Origin of the sequence: Paenibacillus illinoisensis NBRC 15959, assembly GCF_004000925.1 — a bacterium.
Classification (GTDB): domain Bacteria; phylum Bacillota; class Bacilli; order Paenibacillales; family Paenibacillaceae; genus Paenibacillus; species Paenibacillus illinoisensis.
The window spans coordinates 1-19,060 of the sequence record NZ_BIME01000009.1; the positions used below are offsets into that span (position 1 = coordinate 1).

Consider the following 19,060-nt stretch of genomic DNA (forward strand, 5'->3'; position numbering starts at 1 on the left):
TTTTTATGATTATGCGGGTGTAGTTCAATGGTAGAACTTTAGCCTTCCAAGCTAATAGCGTGGGTTCGATTCCCATCACCCGCTTACAGTAAGCCTCTTGCCTTGTGCGAGAGGTTTTTTTATTTATTTATAATCTCATGTGCACTTCATCTTATATGAACAGCTCAGACTTTAGTAACTTGCTCTTGCCGAATGATTTTGTTTAAATTAGGTAGAAACAGGATTATCTTGGTTAAAAATGGTTCGGATCTAAAGGGGAGGAATCGTGTGAAAAGAGCTCTTGTTATTGGAGGACATGGAACGTTAGGAAAGGCGATTGTTGCCAAGTTGAATGAGCTGTCTGTAGAAGTGGTTACAGCAGGTAGAAGCTCAGGTGATTATCAGGTCGATATGACTTCAACGGATAGCATTAAGGCTCTTTTTGAAACTGTGCAAAACATTGATTACGTCGTTGTCGCGGCTGGGCAGACACATTATGCCAAACTGGAAGAGCTGACCCCTGAGAACAACATGATCAGTGTACAGAGCAAATTGCTGGGACAGGTCAACATCGTGTTGATTGGACAACACTATGTTAATGACAATGGGAGTTTCACGCTGGTTAGTGGTATTATCAAGGATCATCCTATTGCACAAGGTGCTTCAAGTGCTATGGCCAACGGGGCAATCGATGCGTTTGCTAAAGCGGCAGCCTACGAAATGCCAAGAGGTATTCGTTTGAATTCGGTCAGCCCTAATTTGTTTGAAGAGTCGGCTGAGAAATATAGAGACTTTTTCATTGGTTTTAACCCGGTACCTGTGGAACGAGTGGCTAATACGTTTATTCAAAGTGCGCTGGGCATCGAAACGGCACAAACCTTTAAAGTATACTAAATATTCAGAATAGGATGATCAATTAATCATTGAATCGTCAGAAAGTTACTGCGGGCAGCATGTAGTTGATCTCCATAAAACTAAGCTTGCTAAAATAGGATGATATAACTTAGGATACGCCCAAATTAAAAATCACAAAGGACATTAACAGGATAAACCTGCTAATGTCCTTTTGGTTATATCTATGCTTTGTCATTCCAGACGATTAGTATCTTTCCAAAATCGTTTGAGTCTTTAAGCCATCGGCAGGTATAAGCCAGTTGTTGCTTTCCAACACTTGCAGCAGCTCGGTACGCAGGCCGGATACGGCTGCAGCATCTTCGGTTTTGAAAGAAACCTCTACAAGATTCTCGAAACCTGTACCATCTGCGTTACGAATAGGCCATACTTCAAACGACAGCTCTTGTCCATTCCATGTGCCTTCATAGCGTTGGAACGTTACAGGGCCATGAGCACGGGATTGTGAGAGCGTTTGTTTACCCCAGTTGGAAGAAGACCAGTTTTTCAGTTTGCCTGGCAGCTTGTCCAGCAGCATATCGAGCGCATCCTTCTCGGAAGGGAGCTGCACGCCTGTAGCTTTGGTATCCACCTTTTTGGTGTTGGAGAAGCTCAGCGTTTGTTTGCCATAACCCCAATCGATCTCAGCCTCATAGTTATCATCTGATGCATCAAATCCCTCTTGATTAGCCAAGGTCAGTGCAGCGTTAATGTCACCGTTAATTACGGGATAGCGCTTTTTGTAGGTCAATTCATAGTTGTTTTTGTCATCCTTCTTCCGGAAACGGACATCCCATCCCGCTTGGTTCAGATTCAGCGCATTGGTGTCAAAGTACTCAGCGCTGATGTTTCTCGGTTTTGAATCGAGGGACAACGTCTGAATAACTTCACTGCGAGGCGTTCCATCCGAGTTCAATACCAGCTCCGGTTTAGCCAGAAACTTCACTTCGTAGGCAGGTACGGCATTGGCCGCCGCTGATGTCTGAGGTGCCTGGAACGCCAGACTACTCCCTAATGTGACGATACTCAGCATCAATGAGGTTGTTACCTTTTTCCACTTTTTCAAAACCAATCACTCCCTAGGCTGGATTAATGTACAGACCCACTTTAGCGCCCGAGTATATGAAAGTGATTAACGTTGGACGAGCATTGCGTTAACCCTGCATAGATTTGATGAATGGCGAACGAGAGTTTTTATGGGATCAAGCCCAGAAATGGAGGGGAGTCAGGGACTCCTTCCTGAAGAACCTCCTTGAACCGATTCATCTGGACGGAAGGATGCCGATCCTTATTATGTACCGTATATATATGCCTTGGGGCCTGTTCCCCGGGAATGGGCAGGACTTGAATCAAACCATGCTGCTCCTCCCATTGTACGGCCATGCGCGACATGAATGAAATATGGCCTCCGAGCAGAACCAGCTGCTTGATTGCCTCGAGTGAGTCCATCTCTACCGTACTTCGGAGCCGCACGGCATGTTGTTCCAGCCATTGGTTGGTCAAACGGCGAGTGCTTGATTCGTTCCCATGCAGGGCGAAGGGAATCTGAGAAATGTGGTCAGGCTCCAGCACTTCTCTATTAGCCAGAGCATGCTGAGGAGCACAGATTAATACCAGATCATCTGCGCATAGCGGATCGGCTTGAAGGATCGGACCGACAAATGGCTCGGAAGAGATCACCCCTAGATCAATCTGGTGCCGCATTAACATCTCGCGGATGACAGGGGACGGCTTGACCGATAACACAATGCGAATGCCGGGAAATTCCTTCGAAAAGGTATTCAGCATCGGAGGTAGCAGATAGGTTGCAGGTACATAACTTGCCCCAATGTGAAGCGTGCCCCGGTAGAGGCTGTCGTATTCTTTGACTACCCGGCGGGCCTCCTGGGTCAGGGCATTGATCTTAACGGAATAATGAAGCAGGGCCTGTCCAGCCTCCGTTAGGAACGTCTTTCCGCTGCGCGATTCGAATAATCGCACTCCCATCTCTTCCTCCAGTGATTTCATATGAAACGTAACCGTGGGCTGCTTGATGCCCAGAATCTCTGCGACGCTGGTCATGTGATGATGCTTGTCAATCAGCTCTACAATTTGCAGTTTAATGAGGTTCAACGAACTCACACTCCTCTCCCTTATACAGGGTCTCCATAATAGAAGATGATTTAATGCTTGTTTTCATAAACACGGAGAGTACAGGACCAATCTAAAAAGCGAAGCTAAAAGCTTTCTGAAAGAAAGCTATTCGGAAGCATACGCTTCGCCTTGATCCCCTGATGTCTCCCTTTGAAAAGGGAATCAAGGAAATCCGGAGATAACAGCAAACAGCGATCGGAAGATGGTGCTGTTATCGAAGTAACCAAATGAAAAATGGATTTGAATCACCTTATATAGATTTAATCTATGAACATCAACAGAATTCATCTAAAAAGTTAATTTCATTTTTACATTCCTAACATACAACTCGCGAGAGCGGGAGTTAGACTGAGTACAGTACAAGAAGACAGGCAGGGATGCTTATGAAAATGGAGATTTCAGGAGTTCAAAAATCATTCAATCGCACGCCTGCACTATTGCCCACGGATCTAACGCTTCAGCATGGTCAGTTTACAACGCTGCTTGGTCCATCAGGCTGCGGCAAAACCACATTGCTGCGGATGCTTGCTGGACTGGAACAGCCGGATGCAGGAGAGATTGTTGCGGGTGATCAGTGCATCTTCTCAGCTGCCAAGCGGATTGATGTACCCACCCATAAGCGTAATCTGGGCATGGTGTTTCAGGATTTTGCATTATGGCCGCATATGACGGTATATGAAAATGTGGCATTTGGCTTGAGGGCCGGAAAGCAGAAAGCAAATTTACGGCAAAAAGTAACCGAAGCACTTGGCATGGTTCGCCTGCAAGGCATGGAAGATCGTTATCCTCATCAGCTGTCAGGTGGACAGCAGCAGCGGGTTGCTTTTGCCAGAGCGGTAGCCGTAAGACCTGGCGTAATTCTGTTCGATGAACCGCTTAGTGCACTCGATGCAGTACTGCGGGAAGAAATGCGGATTGAGATGATGTCCCTCGTTCGGGATATGGGGCTAACCGCACTATATGTCACTCACGATCAGGTTGAGGCGATGTCGATGTCGGATGAGATTGTGGTCATGGAGAAGGGGCGGATATTGCAAAAAGGTAGTCCCGAGACGATCTACTCATCGCCAAGCGATCCGTTTGTTGCTTCGTTTATCGGCAAATCCAACTGGTTGACACCGAATCAGTCCATGGTACGACCGGAGCATGTGACCTGGAATAGGACAAGTCATGACGATCTGCGTTACCAGGCCACGGTACTGAGTGTCAGCTATGTAGGGGAGCGTTATGAAATCCGGGTTCAAATGGAAGGGCTAGGCATATGGACCGCTTACCTGGATCGAAGGGTCCGCGTAGGCGAGCAGGTTCAGCTATATATCTCGCCGGAGCGTATCTGCCGTATGAACGGGCAGGATAGCATGGATGCGAAGCGGGAAGTTATAGCTGCAGCGAACTAGATGCTTGAATTAGGAAATGAGAAGAAGTTTAAGTTTACTCGAAAAAACATATAACCAAGGGAGATGGAATGTGATGTTGGGAATGAAAACACGGAAAAAAAGTGCATTGCTGCTGTTAACAGCGGTGATGAGCATTAGCTTATTCGGATGCAGTACGAACTCAACCGCTGGAAACGCAGGACAATCTGCGGGAGAAGGAAGCGCTGCAGCAGCACAACCAACCGAAACAGCAGGCGGCAAACTGGTGCTCTATAGTGCAGGGCCGCAAAAGCTGGCAGATAATATTGTGAGCGGGTTTACAGCCAAAACAGGGATTGAAGTAGAGATGTTCCAGGGAACAACCGGTAAAATCCTCGCCCGTATGGAGGCAGAGAAATCCAATCCTGTAGCCGATGTAGTGATACTTGCCTCTTTGCCTTCAGCACAGGCGCTCAAGGCTGACGGTTTGACGCTCCCATACCCTGAAGCAGCCAATGCCGACAAGCTGAACAAGGACTGGTCAGATGCAGAAGGCAACTATTTCAGTTCAAGTGCTTCAGCACTCGGAATTGTGTACAACACCAAGCTGGTGTCTACGCCACCGACAAGTTGGGCTGAACTCGCAACACCAGCATGGAAAGACGCTGTAAATATCCCCGATCCAACATTGTCTGGCTCTGCACTGGACTTCATTACAGGGTACCTGAGTGTGAACGGTGACCAAGGGTGGGATCTGCTGGACAGCTACAAAGCGAACGGTGTGGCCATGGCGGGTGCGAACCAGGAAGCTCTTGATCCGGTAATTACGGGAGCCAAAAGCATCGTAGCGGCAGGTGTTGATTACATGGCCTATTCCTCCAAGGATAAAGGCGAACCACTGGATATCGTATATCCAGCAGAAGGGACTGTAATCAGCCCACGACCGGCTGCCATCCTGAAATCAAGCCCGAATGTAGAAAACGCCAAGGCGTTTATCGACTATCTGTTGTCCGATGAAGCGCAGAAGCTGGTTGCCGATGCGTACCTGATTCCGGGCCGTGAAGATATTGAAGCGACCAACCGGGCCAATCTGAAAGATATCCCGCAGCTGAAAGTGGACTGGAACTGGATGAGTGAACACGGTGATGAAACAGCGGCTCGTTTCTCCGAGATTTTCAAATAAGACGGCTGAAACAAACTGAAGAACATTCGGCAACACGTGTAACGAGTGTCTTGGTGGAAGTCATGTGAGGTGAAATCAGTGAAACCTGTTGTACTGGACAACAACCGTATTTTTCGGAGAGTGGGCGTGATTCTGGCCCTCTTTCTGCTGACTATAAGTATTGGCGTACCCTTGCTGCTGATTTTCTGGCAGAGCGTGTATCCGGATGGACAATGGGACTGGATGGCTCCGATCCGGACGATTACTGGTCATCATTTGTCGGGTGTGCTGCTCAATTCTGTCTGGCTCGGCATCTGTGTTGTTGCCGTCACCACCTTTCTGGCTCTGCCGCTGGCCTGGATGATGGCCAAGACCCGAATGGGACAGCACCGCTGGGTGGACGTGATCCTGATGATTCCGTTCATGACACCACCGTATATCGGCTCCATGGGCTGGATATTGTTTATGCAAAAAGGGGGATACCTGCAGCAGTGGGTGCCATCAGCTGAGAGATGGAGTGAGCTTTTCTTCAGTTTCTGGGGCATGGTGCTGATTATGAGCCTGCATCTATTCCCGTTTCTGTACTTGCTGCTGCGGGATGCGTTGATTCGCATCGGCGGCAATCTGGAAGAGGCAGGATCGGTGCACGGGGCACCGGCAGGATACCGTTTCAGACGCATTATATTACCCTTACTGCTATCTTCCTATGGGATGGGGATCATGCTTGTTTTTGTCAAAACGATAGCGGAATTCGGAACTCCGGCCACCTTCGGCCGCCGTATCGGATACTATGTCATGACCTCGGAGATCCACAAATATATCTCCAGTTGGCCGATTGACTTCGGTAAGGCCACCTCGCTAGCATCGGTGCTGTTGTCCGTATGTCTCGTGATGTGGTACATGCAGTCTGCCATGAGTCGTAAATTCACGTACCGTCTAGTGGGGGGCAAAGGACAGCGGTCCAAACGCTATTCCCTTCGCGGAGGAGCTGGCTGGCTATGCGGTCTGTATCTTGCGGTACTTCTCATTCTCTCCGTGGGGATTCCGTACTTCTCCATTATTGCGGCGTCGACGATGAAGCTGCGGGGGGTCGGATTGTCTCTGGACAATGTAACACTGGATCACTATCGGGATCTGCTCTCCTGGGGCTCGGTTAGCATGAAAGCCATCGGAAATAGCCTGGGATTATCCCTCGCCGCTTCCACCGTTGCGGTTGTGATTGGTACAGGTTTTGCGCTGGCGATTGGGAAATCATCCTCATTTATGCAGCGTGTCATCGACCTGTTCAGTCTCCTGCCGAATACCGTACCGGGCATTGTTATGGTCGTGGGTCTAATCCTGTTCTGGAATTCGCCATGGATGCCTGTCACCCTGTACAACACGTACGGGATGGTGGTCCTGACGTATGTCGTACTTTTCCTGCCATATACGGTGCAGTATGTGAAATCAAGCTTTACCCAGATCGATGGTACTTTGTTTCAGGCAGGGCAGGTGTTTGGCGGAAAGCCGCTGTATATCCTTCGGCGCATTCTTGTGCCGCTCATCATTCCCGGCATGCTGGCCGGTTGGATGATGACATTCACCATTGCTACACGCGAGCTCGTAGGCTCATTGTTGATTCTCCCGCCTTCCATGCAGACATCGGCAACGTATATTTTTGCGCAGTTTGAACAAGGCCAGGTGTCGCTCGGAATGGCCATGGCGGTTGTAACGGTCGGCATGACCGTACTGATGCTGCTCGGCATTGAACTACTGAATTCAAAGAGAAAGTGGAATGCATCATGATCAAACTGAACGTATGGGGCGGGGCAGGCGAGCATGGCCGCTCTGCCTATCTCTTGAGCGGAGACAGGACTCACATTTTAATGGATTGTGGCGTGAAAAAAGAAGGAGCGGGAGCATACCCGCTTATCCAGCCTGAACTTGTATCAACGCTGGATGCTGTTCTGCTGTCCCACGCGCATGAGGATCATTCCGTTGCTATTCCCTTATTGTATAAAATGGGCTATCAGGGTGAAGTATGGACGACACGTGAGACAAGGGAGCAGCTGAACACCTATTTCAGGGCGTGGCGCAGCAATCTGGAGCGTGCAGGATATGAACTTCCGTATGAGGAAACAGACGTGGAGTCCATACGTTACAGGTATCTGGAGGATCAGGCGAAGCCTGGGATCTGGTTCGAGATGATTCCGGGTCTGCACGTGTTATGGGGACGCAGTGGTCACCTTGCAGGATCAGTATGGTTTGTCCTTGAGATGGAGGGTAAACGGATCTTCTATTCCGGAGATTACACGTCCGAGTCCATGCTTTTACAGGAAGATTGTGCGGCAGAGGCGCTGAGATTGGCAAGCCTGTTCAGGGGCAAGGAGAAAAGCAGCCGTATAAATAATTTGCGATTGTCTCAGGGCATGGCTGTTGGTGATGGCATACCATTTGCTGGAGAACCTCGGGTGGAACTAGCGATAGCAAATGAGAATTCTGGAATTTCCGAGGTATCCTTGACTCCTTCGTTAATAAAGAGCAGCTTGAATCAGCCGATGGATCTGGCGATTGTGGATGCTGCATATGGAACGGACCGGGATACGCAGGCAGACAAGCTGGAACAATTGGACCGTGCCATACGCCAGACGATTGCTCGGGGTGGTAAGGTGCTGCTCCCAATGCCTTCGGTAGGTCGTGGTCAAGAGATCATACTGTGGGCACATGAGCAGTTTCCTGGCGTTCCGATGATCGCCGAGCAGGGGCTACTAGATGGCATGAAGCAGCTGCTGCGTGCCCCATACTGGCTGAGAGAACAAGGAACACATCTCAAGGGTCCGTTAAGGGGTGCAATTGAACGATTTTTAAAGGGACAATCCTGGTATCTGCCCAAAAGTCAGGAGGATCGGGAGCGACTGCTGAATCAATATGGTGCTTCCCTATGGTTTATTCCCGACGGCATGATGCAATCTTCGCTTGCCCGTTGGTACTATAGCCAGCTGGCGGAGAGTGGTGAGAACCTGATCCTGCTCACCGGGCATGCGGCTGTTGGCACTTTTGCACAGAAGCTAGCACAGAATCCGGCGGAGCATGGGGTCTGTGAGGTGCAGAAGATCCGTTATAAAGTGCATCAAGGCTGGCTGGATGTCGAGAGAATGCTGCAGCGGCTGCCTGCTCGGCATACCTTGCTTGTGCATGCAGATAAGGCCGAGACGGACAGATTGAGAGAGGGCTTGCTCAAAAATAGCCCATCACCGGAAGCAGAGTTACATTCATTGTCTCCCGGGGATGAGCTATATGTCTAAACATGAAATTAGAATGAGATCCATGCATTATAATGCCATAAAGCATCAGTTGAGAGCGTCCTTGGGGACGTTCTTTGCATTTTATTATTTAAGGACTAGGGTTCACGTTGAATGGGGTGCTCAAGTTCCGAGTGACCCATCAGGCTATCCAGTGCTTCTCCATCTACAAGCACTTCCAATTGATTTATTTCATCAAACTGAAACATCGTTGTGGTTAAAGCTTCCAAGGCCAGCAATTCTCCACTGGTGCCAAGCTTGGCTTCATCGGGGATATGCACATCCAAAGTCAATGTATCCTCGGCAGATTGGACGGAGAGCAGTTCAACCTTTTCCCATAGAGAGACCAGCTCAGTATCGTCATTGTTTTGCAAGGCTTCAAATGTTTTTTTGTATTTTTCGTCGTCCTCGACAAACTCCAGCTCAACTTCTCTTTTTTCCAGTTCCAGCACCTGTGTATCGGCGAAGTATACTTCAACTGTCTGCTTCTCTTCCTTGTTCGGCTCAATCTGAGTCCCGCCATTGTTGGAAGGCTGTACGCTTCCGGAATGGTTGGGTTCATTCGTTCCGGATTCACTGACTGGCTTCTGGGCACACCCTGCGGCCATGATAAGAATGAACAAGAGTAGTAGTCCGTATCCCATCTTTCGTTTCAACAAATCACATCCTTCGTTTGGTATAACGTTATATTTTATATCCCTAGATATTCCTTGATTCCATCAACTATTGCTTGTGCAGCTTTCGCCTGAACTTCTTCGGATGACATGGCCTTCTCTTCAGCAGCATTGCTCAGGAAACCAATTTCCAGGAGCACAGCAGGCATGGTGGTTTCCCGTATCACCTGCAAGTTGCCATTCTTGACACGCCTATCCTTGAATCCCAGAGCCTTCACCAAGCGTTCATGAATGATATTGGCCAAGTCCTTGCTGCTGCTGCGCTGATAATAAAAGGTTTCTGTACCCGATGCCTGAGGTGAGGATGTTGCACTGTTGCCGTGTATAGAGACAAAGACATCCGCATTTAACTCATTCGCCAGTTGAACGCGCTCGGAACGTGTGGGATAGATATCGCTGTCACGTGTCATGACCAGCTCAATATCCGGCTCATTGAGCAGAAGAGCTTGTACTTTTAGACCCAATGCCAGAACGTATTCCTTCTCCGGTTTATTGGTGATACTTATGGTCCCTGGGTCACTGCCTCCGTGACCTGGATCAATCACGACGACTTTGCGTCCTGTATCGATGCCGGGAGTCACTGGCACGGGAGTTACGCTGTCCCCCGAAACGTTGAGATCGATAAGCAGCTTGTCGGCAATCACGTTTTGATCGAACTGCAAGTCCTTCACATTGTTCAATTCAACCACAATCCGAACTTGTCCGGGATCTCGTTTAAATAGGGAATATCTCACTTCCGATACATTGGGATATCCGGTTACATCCAGCTTTCCATTAAGCCCCTGATCAAGTGGCTGTGCCAGGTCACCAAAGACCGTTCCAGGCAAATCCACAACCAGTCGATCCGGGTTCTTCAAGGTGGATATGACAGGCTGCACTTGTTCCCCATCCATGGACACGACAAGCTGATTATCGGCAAAAACAATATCTGTTACATGGGTTAACGACGTGGTGTCGCTACCTGAATCATCTCCAGATGCTTCGGTGGGCTCATTATTGCTGCCAGTTAAGTATACGATCTTCTCCTGGTTGTTCCACTTTACGCTAAGCCCCATCTGTTCACTGACAAAACGAATGGGTACCACCAGCGTTTTGTTTAAAATTTGTGGAGCCGTATTCAGGGTAACCTGTTTGTCAGCAACCATGGCTTGCTTCTGATCAACGGTGAGAGATATCACTTTTTCATTTTGCTGTATCTTCACCTGACGGGCTTGTTGATTCCAGTCGACATCAAACTTCAAATTTTCCGCAACGACTCGGATCGGGATCATGACATTTTTATTGACGATGGTCACCTGAACGTCATTCGGAAGAGACAATTGCTCTCCATTCAAGAAGATTTTAGACGTGTTTGCAGCGGCATTTCCCTGAATAGGAAACAGAAAAAGGAAGAACAGGCTCAGAAACATAAGTACAATGATTTTCTTCATGATTACACCTCAACATTTTTAGAGCTTGTAACTCACCGACATGGAAATTCAGATTTCCCATCGGTAAAAAACAATTCATCTCCCATAATTTTACTACAATATATAAACAACAAAATTGTAAAAATGTTTCTTTTATTGATTTATTTAATTTATGTATAGAGAAATTGTACTGATTTACACTGTATTTAAAAGGAATTACGTATGTTAAATGGATGAGTGTAATTAAATTTCATGATATAATTGACTTGTGAAATTTTATATCATATACTGGGTGAAATTATGGCAGGATTCGTGGACATGAAGTTTGGCAGGAGGTAGGAGAACATGGATACAGGCAGCTATCCGATGTGGGAACAGTATCGCTTGAAGCAAGATCATTACGTCATAGGGCTGATGTCCGGAACATCCCTTGATGGGACAGATGCAGCTCTGGTACACATTCAGACGGATGCCAGCGGGGCATTAGCCAATATCCGCCTGATGGATTTCATCTGTGTTCCATATTCAAATGAGCTGAGGAACGTATTGATTCGATTGTGTTCTCCAGAAACAGCGAGGGTGGATGACCTGACGACGGCACACTTCGGCGTTTCAGAGTGGTACGCACACAGTGTCATGAAGCTGATTCATTCGGCAGGCCTCTCGCCTGGACAAGTGGATGCGATCAGTATGCACGGACAAACCGTGTGGCACTCGCCAGTCCCGTCAGCGTTTCCCGGACCGGAGGGGAGTCTTCAAGTGGCATCCACATTGCAGATCGGTGAAGGTGCCGTCGTGCGGGAACGGACCGGACTGCCGGTGATCAGTAACCTGCGTGCAAGAGATGTAGCTGCTGGCGGGGAGGGAGCACCGCTCACACCATATGCGGATGCTCTTATGTTTCGCAGCACGACAGAGGGGCGACTGGTACAGAATATCGGCGGTATTGGCAATGTGACCGTGCTTCCAGCTGTTTCATCTCTAGTAGGCATCTCTGCATTTGATACAGGACCGGGAAACATGGTGATAGATGCCATTGTGCGACAGGAAACGAACGGCAGACAGCATTATGACCCCAATGGAAGCATTGCCGCCAAGGGGACACCTGATCAGGACCTGGTGAAGCTGTGTCTGGACGACGATTATTTCAGAAGAATGCCTCCCAAAAGCACCGGGCGGGAGGTTTACGGTGCTGCTTATGCAGAGCGTTTGATGGACCTGTCAGCTGCACGTTCCTTATCCCTGGAAGATACTTTGGCTACGGCCACTTGTTTGACAGCAGAGACCATTGTGCGGGCTGTAGAGGACTTTGTGCTGCCGAATGTACCGATCTCGGCCATGCTGGCTTGCGGCGGGGGGACTTCGAATGCCACATTAATGAAAATGATTCAAGGGAGACTTCCGAAAGGTATTCGATTGGAGCAGACCACAGATTATGGCATACCAGACGATGCCCGCGAAGCTATTGGTTTTGCCCTCCTGGGTCATGAAGCATTAATGGGTAGAACAAATGCGCTTCCTGAGGTTACTGGGGCCAGGCATGCTGTCATCTCAGGTACACTTACACTGTAGATACGTGGTTACGGTCCGGCAGCAGAATGGCTGAAGAGAGTTTACTGATTAGACTCGAGTGAAATTATAGGATAAAATGCTTGTACATGAACACAGTACGGAAAGGTGGAACGAATGGAAGGCATGAAAGGTGGACTCGTACGTTTACGCGCATTAATGGATGACCTGACCCCGTCGGAACGGAAGATCGGGGCCTACATTCTCGATCATCCTCAAGAGACGGTCCAGTCTTCCGTGGCACAGCTGTCCGAACGGAGTGGTGGCAGCCCGGCTGCCATTATTCGTTTGTGCAAATCATTGGGGGTATCCGGATTTCAGGAGCTGAAGCTGAAGATTGCGGGCGATTTGCAAACGGGTGAGCAATATCACTATACGGAGATTCGTCCTCAGGACTCGATGGAGAGCATCATTCAGCATGTATCCGCAAACAATATCCAATCGGTGAAGGACACGGTCCATATATTGGACCCACGACTGGTTGAGCAGGCAGTTGATGCACTGCACCGGGCAAAGCGAATTTTTTTCTATGGCGTTGGGGCCTCGAACCTGATTGCGCTGGATGCACATTACAAGTTCATGCGAATCAATCGCACAAGCTTTTCGTTTGCGGATCCGCACATGCAAATTTCCTCTTCCACTACCCTTCGTGAAGATGATGCCGTTGTATGTATCTCCTACTCGGGGGAAACCTCAAATGTCATTTCGTGTCTGAAGCATGCTCTCGAAGGCGGAGCAGCAACAATCAGCATTACCAAATGGGGTAGTAACACGCTCAGTAGTCTGGCGGATGTACCCTTAAAGATTACGTCCACTGAAAGCGATATCCGAAGTGGAGCAACATCTTCGCGAATTGCGCAGCTGAATGTAATTGATATTCTCTACCTGGCAATTGCCAGCCGGGATTATAACCAGTCTGTTGAGTATCTGGAGAAGAGCCGTCAGGCTATTTTGGAACATAAATGATGAAGTGGAAAAATCCCTTACTGTATATAACAGAAGGGATTTTTTTCTTGGGACTAATGCTGATGCTGATTGGGTTTGAAAAATAAGTGAAAAGGAGCCAAGATCAGTATCAGGCTCCTGTAAAAAAATATGAGCTAACGCATACTCTTTGCATTCGATCAGGACGGCCCTGCAATAGCAGTGCGAACGAAGCCGTCAGCCTGATCCAGTCTGCGCCTTGCTTCGAGCACATTCACGTCTGCCATCAGCATGACGATTGCTGTTTTAACATGTCCGCCTGCGGCAGTGAAGGTCTGTTCAATATCGGATTCACTCGCACCGGTGGCAAGCTGTATCATTCGCTTGGCCCGATGGACAAGCTTCTCGTTGGAGGGGTTCAAATCGACCATGAAGTTCCGGTAAACTTTGCCCAGTCTGATCATTGCTGTAGTCGTCAGCATATTCAGGATCATTTTCTGTGCACTGCCTGCCTTCATCCGAGTCGACCCCATCACAACCTCGGGGCCCATGACCGCTTCAATACTCACATCAGCCAGGAGGGTCATTGGTGTCCCGGCATTATTGCTCAGGCTGATGACACCAGCTCCTTTTTCCCTTGCATACCTCATTGCTCCAATGACATAGGGAGTTCGCCCGCTGGCAGCAATGCCTACCACAACATCATTCTTATTCAAACCATGCTCGCTCAGATCAGAGGCGCCTTGGGATTCACTGTCCTCAGCTCCTTCCACAGGATCCTTCACGGCCCGAAAGCCCCCAGCGATAATGCCCTGTACCATGGAAGGTGGTGTTCCGTAAGTCGGTGGACATTCCGATGCGTCAAGTATCCCCAATCTGCCACTGGTTCCTGCACCGACATAGAACAGTCTTCCTCCCGACTGAAAGGCTTCCACAATTCGATCTGCCGCCCGTGCAATCACAGGGATGAGCGGTTGGATCAATTCGGCAATACGTTGATCTTCCCTATTTATCAATTCCATAATCTCTGCCGAGGGCAGCTCATCTATATGATCCGTCTGCGGATTAGGCTGTTCCGTTAGCAATGAGTTAAGCATATGGTTCATCAGTATGGCCTCCTTATCTCTTTCATAGTGATCCATGAAGGGAACATCGCATTTTGGCCAGCTGTGCCGCACCAACCGCCGGAGGCGGGGCATTATCCTGCTGGACAAAGCCGAGCTCACCGTAGGTTGCCGATAGTTTGTGTATAAATTCGCTTCGGAATAAGGCAGAGTGACGGAACAGAGACCCTGACAGGACGACCTGAGCAGATTTAAATGTGAAATGACGGGCAATCAGAGCCTTGGCTGTATTCGCCAGCTGCCCTGCTTCTTCAGTAATGAATGCCCTGGCAACGTCATCGCCATGTTCCCCAGCTTTAACGGCAAGACGGGCTAGAGATGCTGTATCGGACTTACCCCAATCGGATTGATATACCTTCATCTTCAGTTCAATGGGAGAATGCAGGCTCAGCTCTTGTAAAATGAGTGGGGTTAGTTTGGTTGGGGGGAGAATGCCATCATGGCTCTGCATAACAGCCTGAAGCGCCCGTTGCCCGATGCGATAGCCGCTGCCTTCATCCCCAAGCAGGTGGCCCCAACCCCCAGCACGGTATCGTTCACCTTCCGGTGTAAATCCGTAAACAATAGATCCTGTACCTGATATGCATAAGACTCCCTGAGTATGCCCAAGCACGGCCATAAGGGCGATCTCTCCCTCAGATACAATCCAAACGGGACAAGCCTTCACACGCTGATGAAGACTGTTCTTGGTATAGTCTGTTACGGCTTCAGCAATCATCTGTCTCTCCTGTATGCTGTCTACACCTGACATTCCAAGACATATACCTTCACAATTTGTCGACAAATCAGTTCTTAGATTAAACAGCCCATCCAGTACCCGCCGCAGTTCTGAAATGGCCTGATCGGGCGGTACGCTGTGAGGATTGGTAGGTCCGCCGCTGAACCGGGCAAGAAGTTTACCAGATTCAGAAATGATTGCTGCATCAGTATTGGTACCGCCTCCATCAATGCCTGCATATACTCGCAACATGGCTCACCTCGCTTGCATAGGTTTTCTTTTTACATAGTATAAGAGCATAAAACGAAAAAGTAAAATTAAATTTTATGTTTAAAAATAATATTGAATTTTTATTTCATAGCTCATATAATGAACTCAATCTACAATTTTGGAAGGAATTAATACTGTTTATGTCATGTAAGTTGACGTTAATATTGCATTTAGTTGAACTCTGCATACTAGCAGGTCAATGGACGGGGAGGTGCTGTTCCTTACTGCCACACTTACGGGGTGGTTCATCATTTTTATGTTCGAAGATTTCAAAGGGGCATCGAGTTTGGCAAAGGAATGATTGGGAAACGACTCGCGAAGGAGATGAAGGGATGAAGAAAAAGGGTCTGGTTTTGGCAATGGTACTTATGATGGTCTGGATTACAGCCTGCGGAAATAGCGGTGGGGCTGCTTCGGAAGACCCTAATGCAGACGATACAGTGACCGTATGGACCTATCCGGTGCATGGAACTTATGAAGACGAATTGAAAGAACTGATTGCCGACTTCAATAAAGAACACCCGAACATTACCGTGAAGACGGAGATGCTCTCCTGGGCGGAAGGACCCAAAAAGTTTGATGTGGCGCTAAATGCGGGAAATCCCCCGGATCTGTACTTTCACAGTGTGGATGGAACGTATGTAAATACGGGACTTGCGCTTGAACTGGATAGCTATCTGACTCCCGAGATCAAGGACGACTATCTGCCAGGTACGCTGGAGTTAGGGCAAATTCAAGGTAAACAGTACGGCCTGCCACTATATCAATTCCAGTGGGCTTGGGGCGGCAACAAACGTATTTTGGAGGAGGCCGGCATCGATTGGAAGTCCATTCAGCAAAATGGCTGGACCTGGTCGGAATTCAATGAAGCAGCCTCCAAGCTCACCAAAACGCTGGATAGCGGAGCTAAGCAGTATGCGCTCGTTACCGACGGTACTTCCCTTGATTTCATTGAAATGCTCTCCCGGAATAACGGCATGATCGACGTTCTGGACCAAGAGGGTGCGTTCCAATGGAATGATGGGCGGATTCTGGATACACTCTCTTTCATCCAAAATCTGATGGACCAAGGTTACATGCCGAAGGAGACAGCAGCAATTGCCCCGGCGAAACGGACGGATATGTTCTATGCAGGAGAGACGGCCATGATCTCCAAGGCCATTCCTTATTACGACGTGATGATCCAGAACCGCAACAAGGACATTGATGATGGCAAAGTGCAGGGAGAGAAAATCGATTTTGTCCTGCTGCCTGTGCCGCATAATGACAATCAGCAAGCGGCAACCACGATGGGCGGTGAAGGGTACGTAGCCTTCAAGCAGAAGAAGGACAAAGGTGAACAGCATGCCAAGAATACGTTCCTGGTTATGGAGGCGCTAAGCGGTGCAAAAGCCGGGAACTCTGCCAACGAACTCGCACTCCCTTTTGTGAGACAATCTCAAGTTGATCTGTTTGCAGGGAAAGAATTGGGGGAGCCGGATAATCTGGAGGCTGCCAAAGTGATGGCTGAGAACATTGCCATGCCTGTTGTGCTGGAGCTGGACATTGATAAGGCTTCACAGCAAAAGCAATTCAAGGAGCAGGTTGTAAAACCGAATATTCAGGCCCTTTTCTCGGGAGAGAAAACGCCGGAGCAGATTGCAGAAGACTTCAAGAGCAAAGGCCAGCAGATGTTTGGACAATAAAAAGAAAAACATAGCGCACATGTAAGACCACAATGATTAGGAGAGGAGGATTTGCCATGCAGACCGCCCTTGCGCCAAAGTCGTCCGTACCCCGGACTTCCCGGATTGCCCGGCTTTGGCGAGACTATGGGTGGGCGTATTTATTTATCCTGGCGCCTGTCCTGCTGTTTCTCATCTTCACCCTCTATCCGGTCCTGACCGCTCTTGTGATGAGCTTCCAGAAATATAACATTATGAATTCAACCTGGGTTGGATTGGATAATTACGAGCGTCTGGTGAAGGATGAGACATTCTGGAAGTCGATTAAAAATACAATCATCTTCACCGTGGGTACGGTACCCGTCAATATTCTTATTACCTTTGTGCTGTCCTATTTCATCTTCCAGATGAAAAGCAAGTGGCAGACCTTTTTCAAAGCTACCTTGTATCTGCCTGCGGTGGCATCCGGAGTAACGATTTCCATTGTATGGCTGGCCATCTTTGATCCGACCGACTCCGGGCTTTTGAATCGCTTCCTCGGCCTTTTCGGACTTGATCCGGTGATCTGGCTGGGCCAGTCGGGAACGGCACTCTTTTCACTCATCCTGATGAACTGGCTCGGATCGCATGGTGCAGGCATTATTCTGTATCTCGCAGCCATGGGAGGCATTCCGAAATCGCTGTATGAAGCAGCGGACATCGATCATGCCAGCGGATGGACCCAGTTTAGCAAAATAACCTGGCCGCTCCTTAAGCCAACCACGTTGTATCTGCTGGTTACGGGTGTGATTACATCGTTTCAGGTATTTATCTCCGTATACTTGATGACACAGGGCGGACCCAACTTCGCGACAACAACAATCGCCTATCTGATCTACGAAACGGCGTTTAAGTTCTATGAGTTCGGATTGGCATCGGCGCAGTCCTTCGTACTAGCGATTATTATTATTGTCATCTCCGTTATCCAGTTCAAGTATTTTTCAAGTGATATTGAATATTAGGGATTTTGATATTTTGGATCTAGCATCCGGGGGTGAACAAATCTATGAAATCAACTCAGAAAAGGACGCTGCTTGTCGTAGCCTCCATTCTGTTGGTCGGTTGGGCACTGGTGACCATTATTCCGATGTACTGGATGCTCGTCGGTTCGGTGCAGGACACCACGATGTCTGCCTCTTTCAAACCGCAGATGATTCCAGAGCAGCTGTCGCTGTCACCATATGAACGTTTTTTTGCAAAAACCGATGCGTGGCGCTGGCTGTACAACTCGCTGCTGATCTCGGTCATTCTGACCGTGACAAATGTGTTTTTTGCCTCCCTCGCGGGATACGCGTTTGCCAAACTGAAATTTCCGGGAAGTCAGGCCGTATTCTGGGTTTTGCTTGGCACGATGATGATTCCGGCTCAGGTGACGCTGATTCCTCTGTACATCCTGATGGTCAACGTTTTTGACCTGGGGGATACGTATACGGCAATCATTCTGCCTGCTGCTGTTAGCGTGGGCAACATCTTCTTAATGAAACAGTTCATGTCGACACTGCCGACATCGCTGATTCATGCAGCTCGCATTGACGCATGCAGCGAGTTCGGCATCTTCTGGAAGGTAATTCTGCCCATGGCGAAGCCGGGGATTGCCGTGCTTGCCATTTTCACCTTTGTGGCTTCATGGAATGAATTTTTTTGGCCGTTCCTGATTACCAACTCCAATGAAATGAGAACCATTCAGGTGGGGCTGGCTTCGTTTGTATTTGCCGAATCGACCGATTTTGGTGCCATGATGGCGGGGGCGACGATTGGAGCTCTGCCCATGATTATTCTGTTCTTCTCATTGCAGCGCTACTTCCTGCAGGGGATTACGATCGGTGCGGTTAAAGGCTAAGGTTAACTCGCATGTTGAGGACAAGCGA

General features: G+C 48.7%; 16 protein-coding genes and 1 tRNA gene. 11 read left to right on the top strand and 6 right to left on the bottom strand.

Features of this window, described 5'->3' with window-relative positions:
- The first annotated feature begins 13 nt into the window (after nucleotides 1-13).
- Nucleotides 14-84, top strand: a tRNA-Gly gene (locus tag PIL01S_RS20045).
- A 183-nt stretch (nucleotides 85-267) separates the two neighbouring features.
- A complete protein-coding gene (locus PIL01S_RS20050; protein WP_127539058.1) occupies nucleotides 268-873 on the top strand; it encodes a short chain dehydrogenase in 606 nt (201 codons plus the stop codon).
- Between the two features lie 205 nt (nucleotides 874-1,078).
- Here PIL01S_RS20050 and PIL01S_RS20055 read toward each other — a convergent pair whose 3' ends face one another.
- Both PIL01S_RS20055 and PIL01S_RS20060 read right to left on the bottom strand, forming a co-directional pair.
- On the bottom strand, nucleotides 1,079-1,936 hold the full coding sequence (locus PIL01S_RS20055) for a CYTH domain-containing protein (protein ID WP_127539059.1): 858 nt from the start codon (nucleotides 1,934-1,936) through the stop codon (nucleotides 1,079-1,081).
- A gap of 128 nt (nucleotides 1,937-2,064) precedes the next feature.
- The gene (locus PIL01S_RS20060) at nucleotides 2,065-2,982 is read right to left on the bottom strand and encodes a LysR family transcriptional regulator (protein ID WP_127539060.1); all 918 of its coding nucleotides are present in this window, start codon (nucleotides 2,980-2,982) and stop codon (nucleotides 2,065-2,067) included.
- A 404-nt stretch (nucleotides 2,983-3,386) separates the two neighbouring features.
- On the opposite strand from PIL01S_RS20060, the gene PIL01S_RS20065 reads away from it, so the two are divergent.
- The 4 genes from PIL01S_RS20065 to PIL01S_RS20080 all read left to right on the top strand — a co-directional run bounded on the left by PIL01S_RS20065 (nucleotide 3,387) and on the right by PIL01S_RS20080 (nucleotide 8,804).
- The gene (locus tag PIL01S_RS20065) at nucleotides 3,387-4,400 is read left to right on the top strand and encodes an ABC transporter ATP-binding protein (RefSeq protein WP_127539061.1); all 1,014 of its coding nucleotides are present in this window, start codon (nucleotides 3,387-3,389) and stop codon (nucleotides 4,398-4,400) included.
- Between the two features lie 73 nt (nucleotides 4,401-4,473).
- Entirely contained in the window at nucleotides 4,474-5,541 is a 1,068-nt protein-coding gene (locus PIL01S_RS20070) for an ABC transporter substrate-binding protein (RefSeq protein WP_127539062.1), read from the top strand.
- A 78-nt stretch (nucleotides 5,542-5,619) separates the two neighbouring features.
- Nucleotides 5,620-7,305, top strand: coding sequence for an ABC transporter permease (locus PIL01S_RS20075; protein WP_127539239.1), 1,686 nt, complete (start codon nucleotides 5,620-5,622; stop codon nucleotides 7,303-7,305).
- The gene (locus PIL01S_RS20080) at nucleotides 7,302-8,804 is read left to right on the top strand and encodes an MBL fold metallo-hydrolase (RefSeq protein WP_127539063.1); all 1,503 of its coding nucleotides are present in this window, start codon (nucleotides 7,302-7,304) and stop codon (nucleotides 8,802-8,804) included. Before PIL01S_RS20075 ends, PIL01S_RS20080 begins: the two co-directional genes overlap by 4 nt.
- Before the next feature lie 95 nt (nucleotides 8,805-8,899).
- On the opposite strand, the gene PIL01S_RS20085 is transcribed toward PIL01S_RS20080, so the two are convergent.
- Complete coding sequence (locus tag PIL01S_RS20085; protein ID WP_127539064.1) at nucleotides 8,900-9,457, bottom strand: GerMN domain-containing protein; 558 nt, start codon at nucleotides 9,455-9,457, stop codon at nucleotides 8,900-8,902.
- 35 nt (nucleotides 9,458-9,492) lie between these two features.
- Nucleotides 9,493-10,905 carry an N-acetylmuramoyl-L-alanine amidase family protein gene (locus PIL01S_RS20090; RefSeq protein WP_127539065.1) on the bottom strand — a complete coding sequence of 471 codons (1,413 nt, stop codon included), beginning with the start codon at nucleotides 10,903-10,905 and terminating at the stop codon, nucleotides 9,493-9,495.
- A 324-nt stretch (nucleotides 10,906-11,229) separates the two neighbouring features.
- Here PIL01S_RS20090 and PIL01S_RS20095 point away from each other — a divergent pair, with 324 nt between their 5' ends.
- Both PIL01S_RS20095 and PIL01S_RS20100 read left to right on the top strand, forming a co-directional pair.
- Nucleotides 11,230-12,456: an anhydro-N-acetylmuramic acid kinase gene (locus PIL01S_RS20095; RefSeq protein WP_127539066.1), complete on the top strand. Its 1,227-nt coding sequence runs from the start codon at nucleotides 11,230-11,232 to the stop codon at nucleotides 12,454-12,456.
- Nucleotides 12,457-12,579: 123 nt separating this feature from the next.
- Nucleotides 12,580-13,419, top strand: coding sequence for a MurR/RpiR family transcriptional regulator (locus tag PIL01S_RS20100; protein WP_127539240.1), 840 nt, complete (start codon nucleotides 12,580-12,582; stop codon nucleotides 13,417-13,419).
- A 158-nt stretch (nucleotides 13,420-13,577) separates the two neighbouring features.
- Here the strand turns inward: PIL01S_RS20100 and murQ are convergent, their stop codons facing one another.
- Entirely contained in the window at nucleotides 13,578-14,483 is a 906-nt protein-coding gene (gene murQ, locus PIL01S_RS20105; protein WP_127539067.1) for an N-acetylmuramic acid 6-phosphate etherase, read from the bottom strand.
- A gap of 22 nt (nucleotides 14,484-14,505) precedes the next feature.
- Nucleotides 14,506-15,471 carry an N-acetylglucosamine kinase gene (locus PIL01S_RS20110; RefSeq protein ID WP_127539068.1) on the bottom strand — a complete coding sequence of 322 codons (966 nt, stop codon included), beginning with the start codon at nucleotides 15,469-15,471 and terminating at the stop codon, nucleotides 14,506-14,508.
- A 350-nt stretch (nucleotides 15,472-15,821) separates the two neighbouring features.
- On the opposite strand from PIL01S_RS20110, the gene PIL01S_RS20115 reads away from it, so the two are divergent.
- From PIL01S_RS20115 to PIL01S_RS20125, 3 genes are read left to right on the top strand one after another with little or no spacing between them, the layout of a single operon-like run.
- Nucleotides 15,822-17,174, top strand: coding sequence for an ABC transporter substrate-binding protein (locus PIL01S_RS20115; RefSeq protein WP_127539069.1), 1,353 nt, complete (start codon nucleotides 15,822-15,824; stop codon nucleotides 17,172-17,174).
- 56 nt (nucleotides 17,175-17,230) lie between these two features.
- Nucleotides 17,231-18,154 (top strand): carbohydrate ABC transporter permease, encoded by a 924-nt coding sequence (locus PIL01S_RS20120; RefSeq protein ID WP_127539070.1) that lies wholly within the window; start codon nucleotides 17,231-17,233, stop codon nucleotides 18,152-18,154.
- 44 nt (nucleotides 18,155-18,198) lie between these two features.
- The gene (locus tag PIL01S_RS20125; RefSeq protein WP_127539071.1) at nucleotides 18,199-19,032 is read left to right on the top strand and encodes a carbohydrate ABC transporter permease; all 834 of its coding nucleotides are present in this window, start codon (nucleotides 18,199-18,201) and stop codon (nucleotides 19,030-19,032) included.
- Nucleotides 19,033-19,060 lie beyond the last annotated feature (28 nt).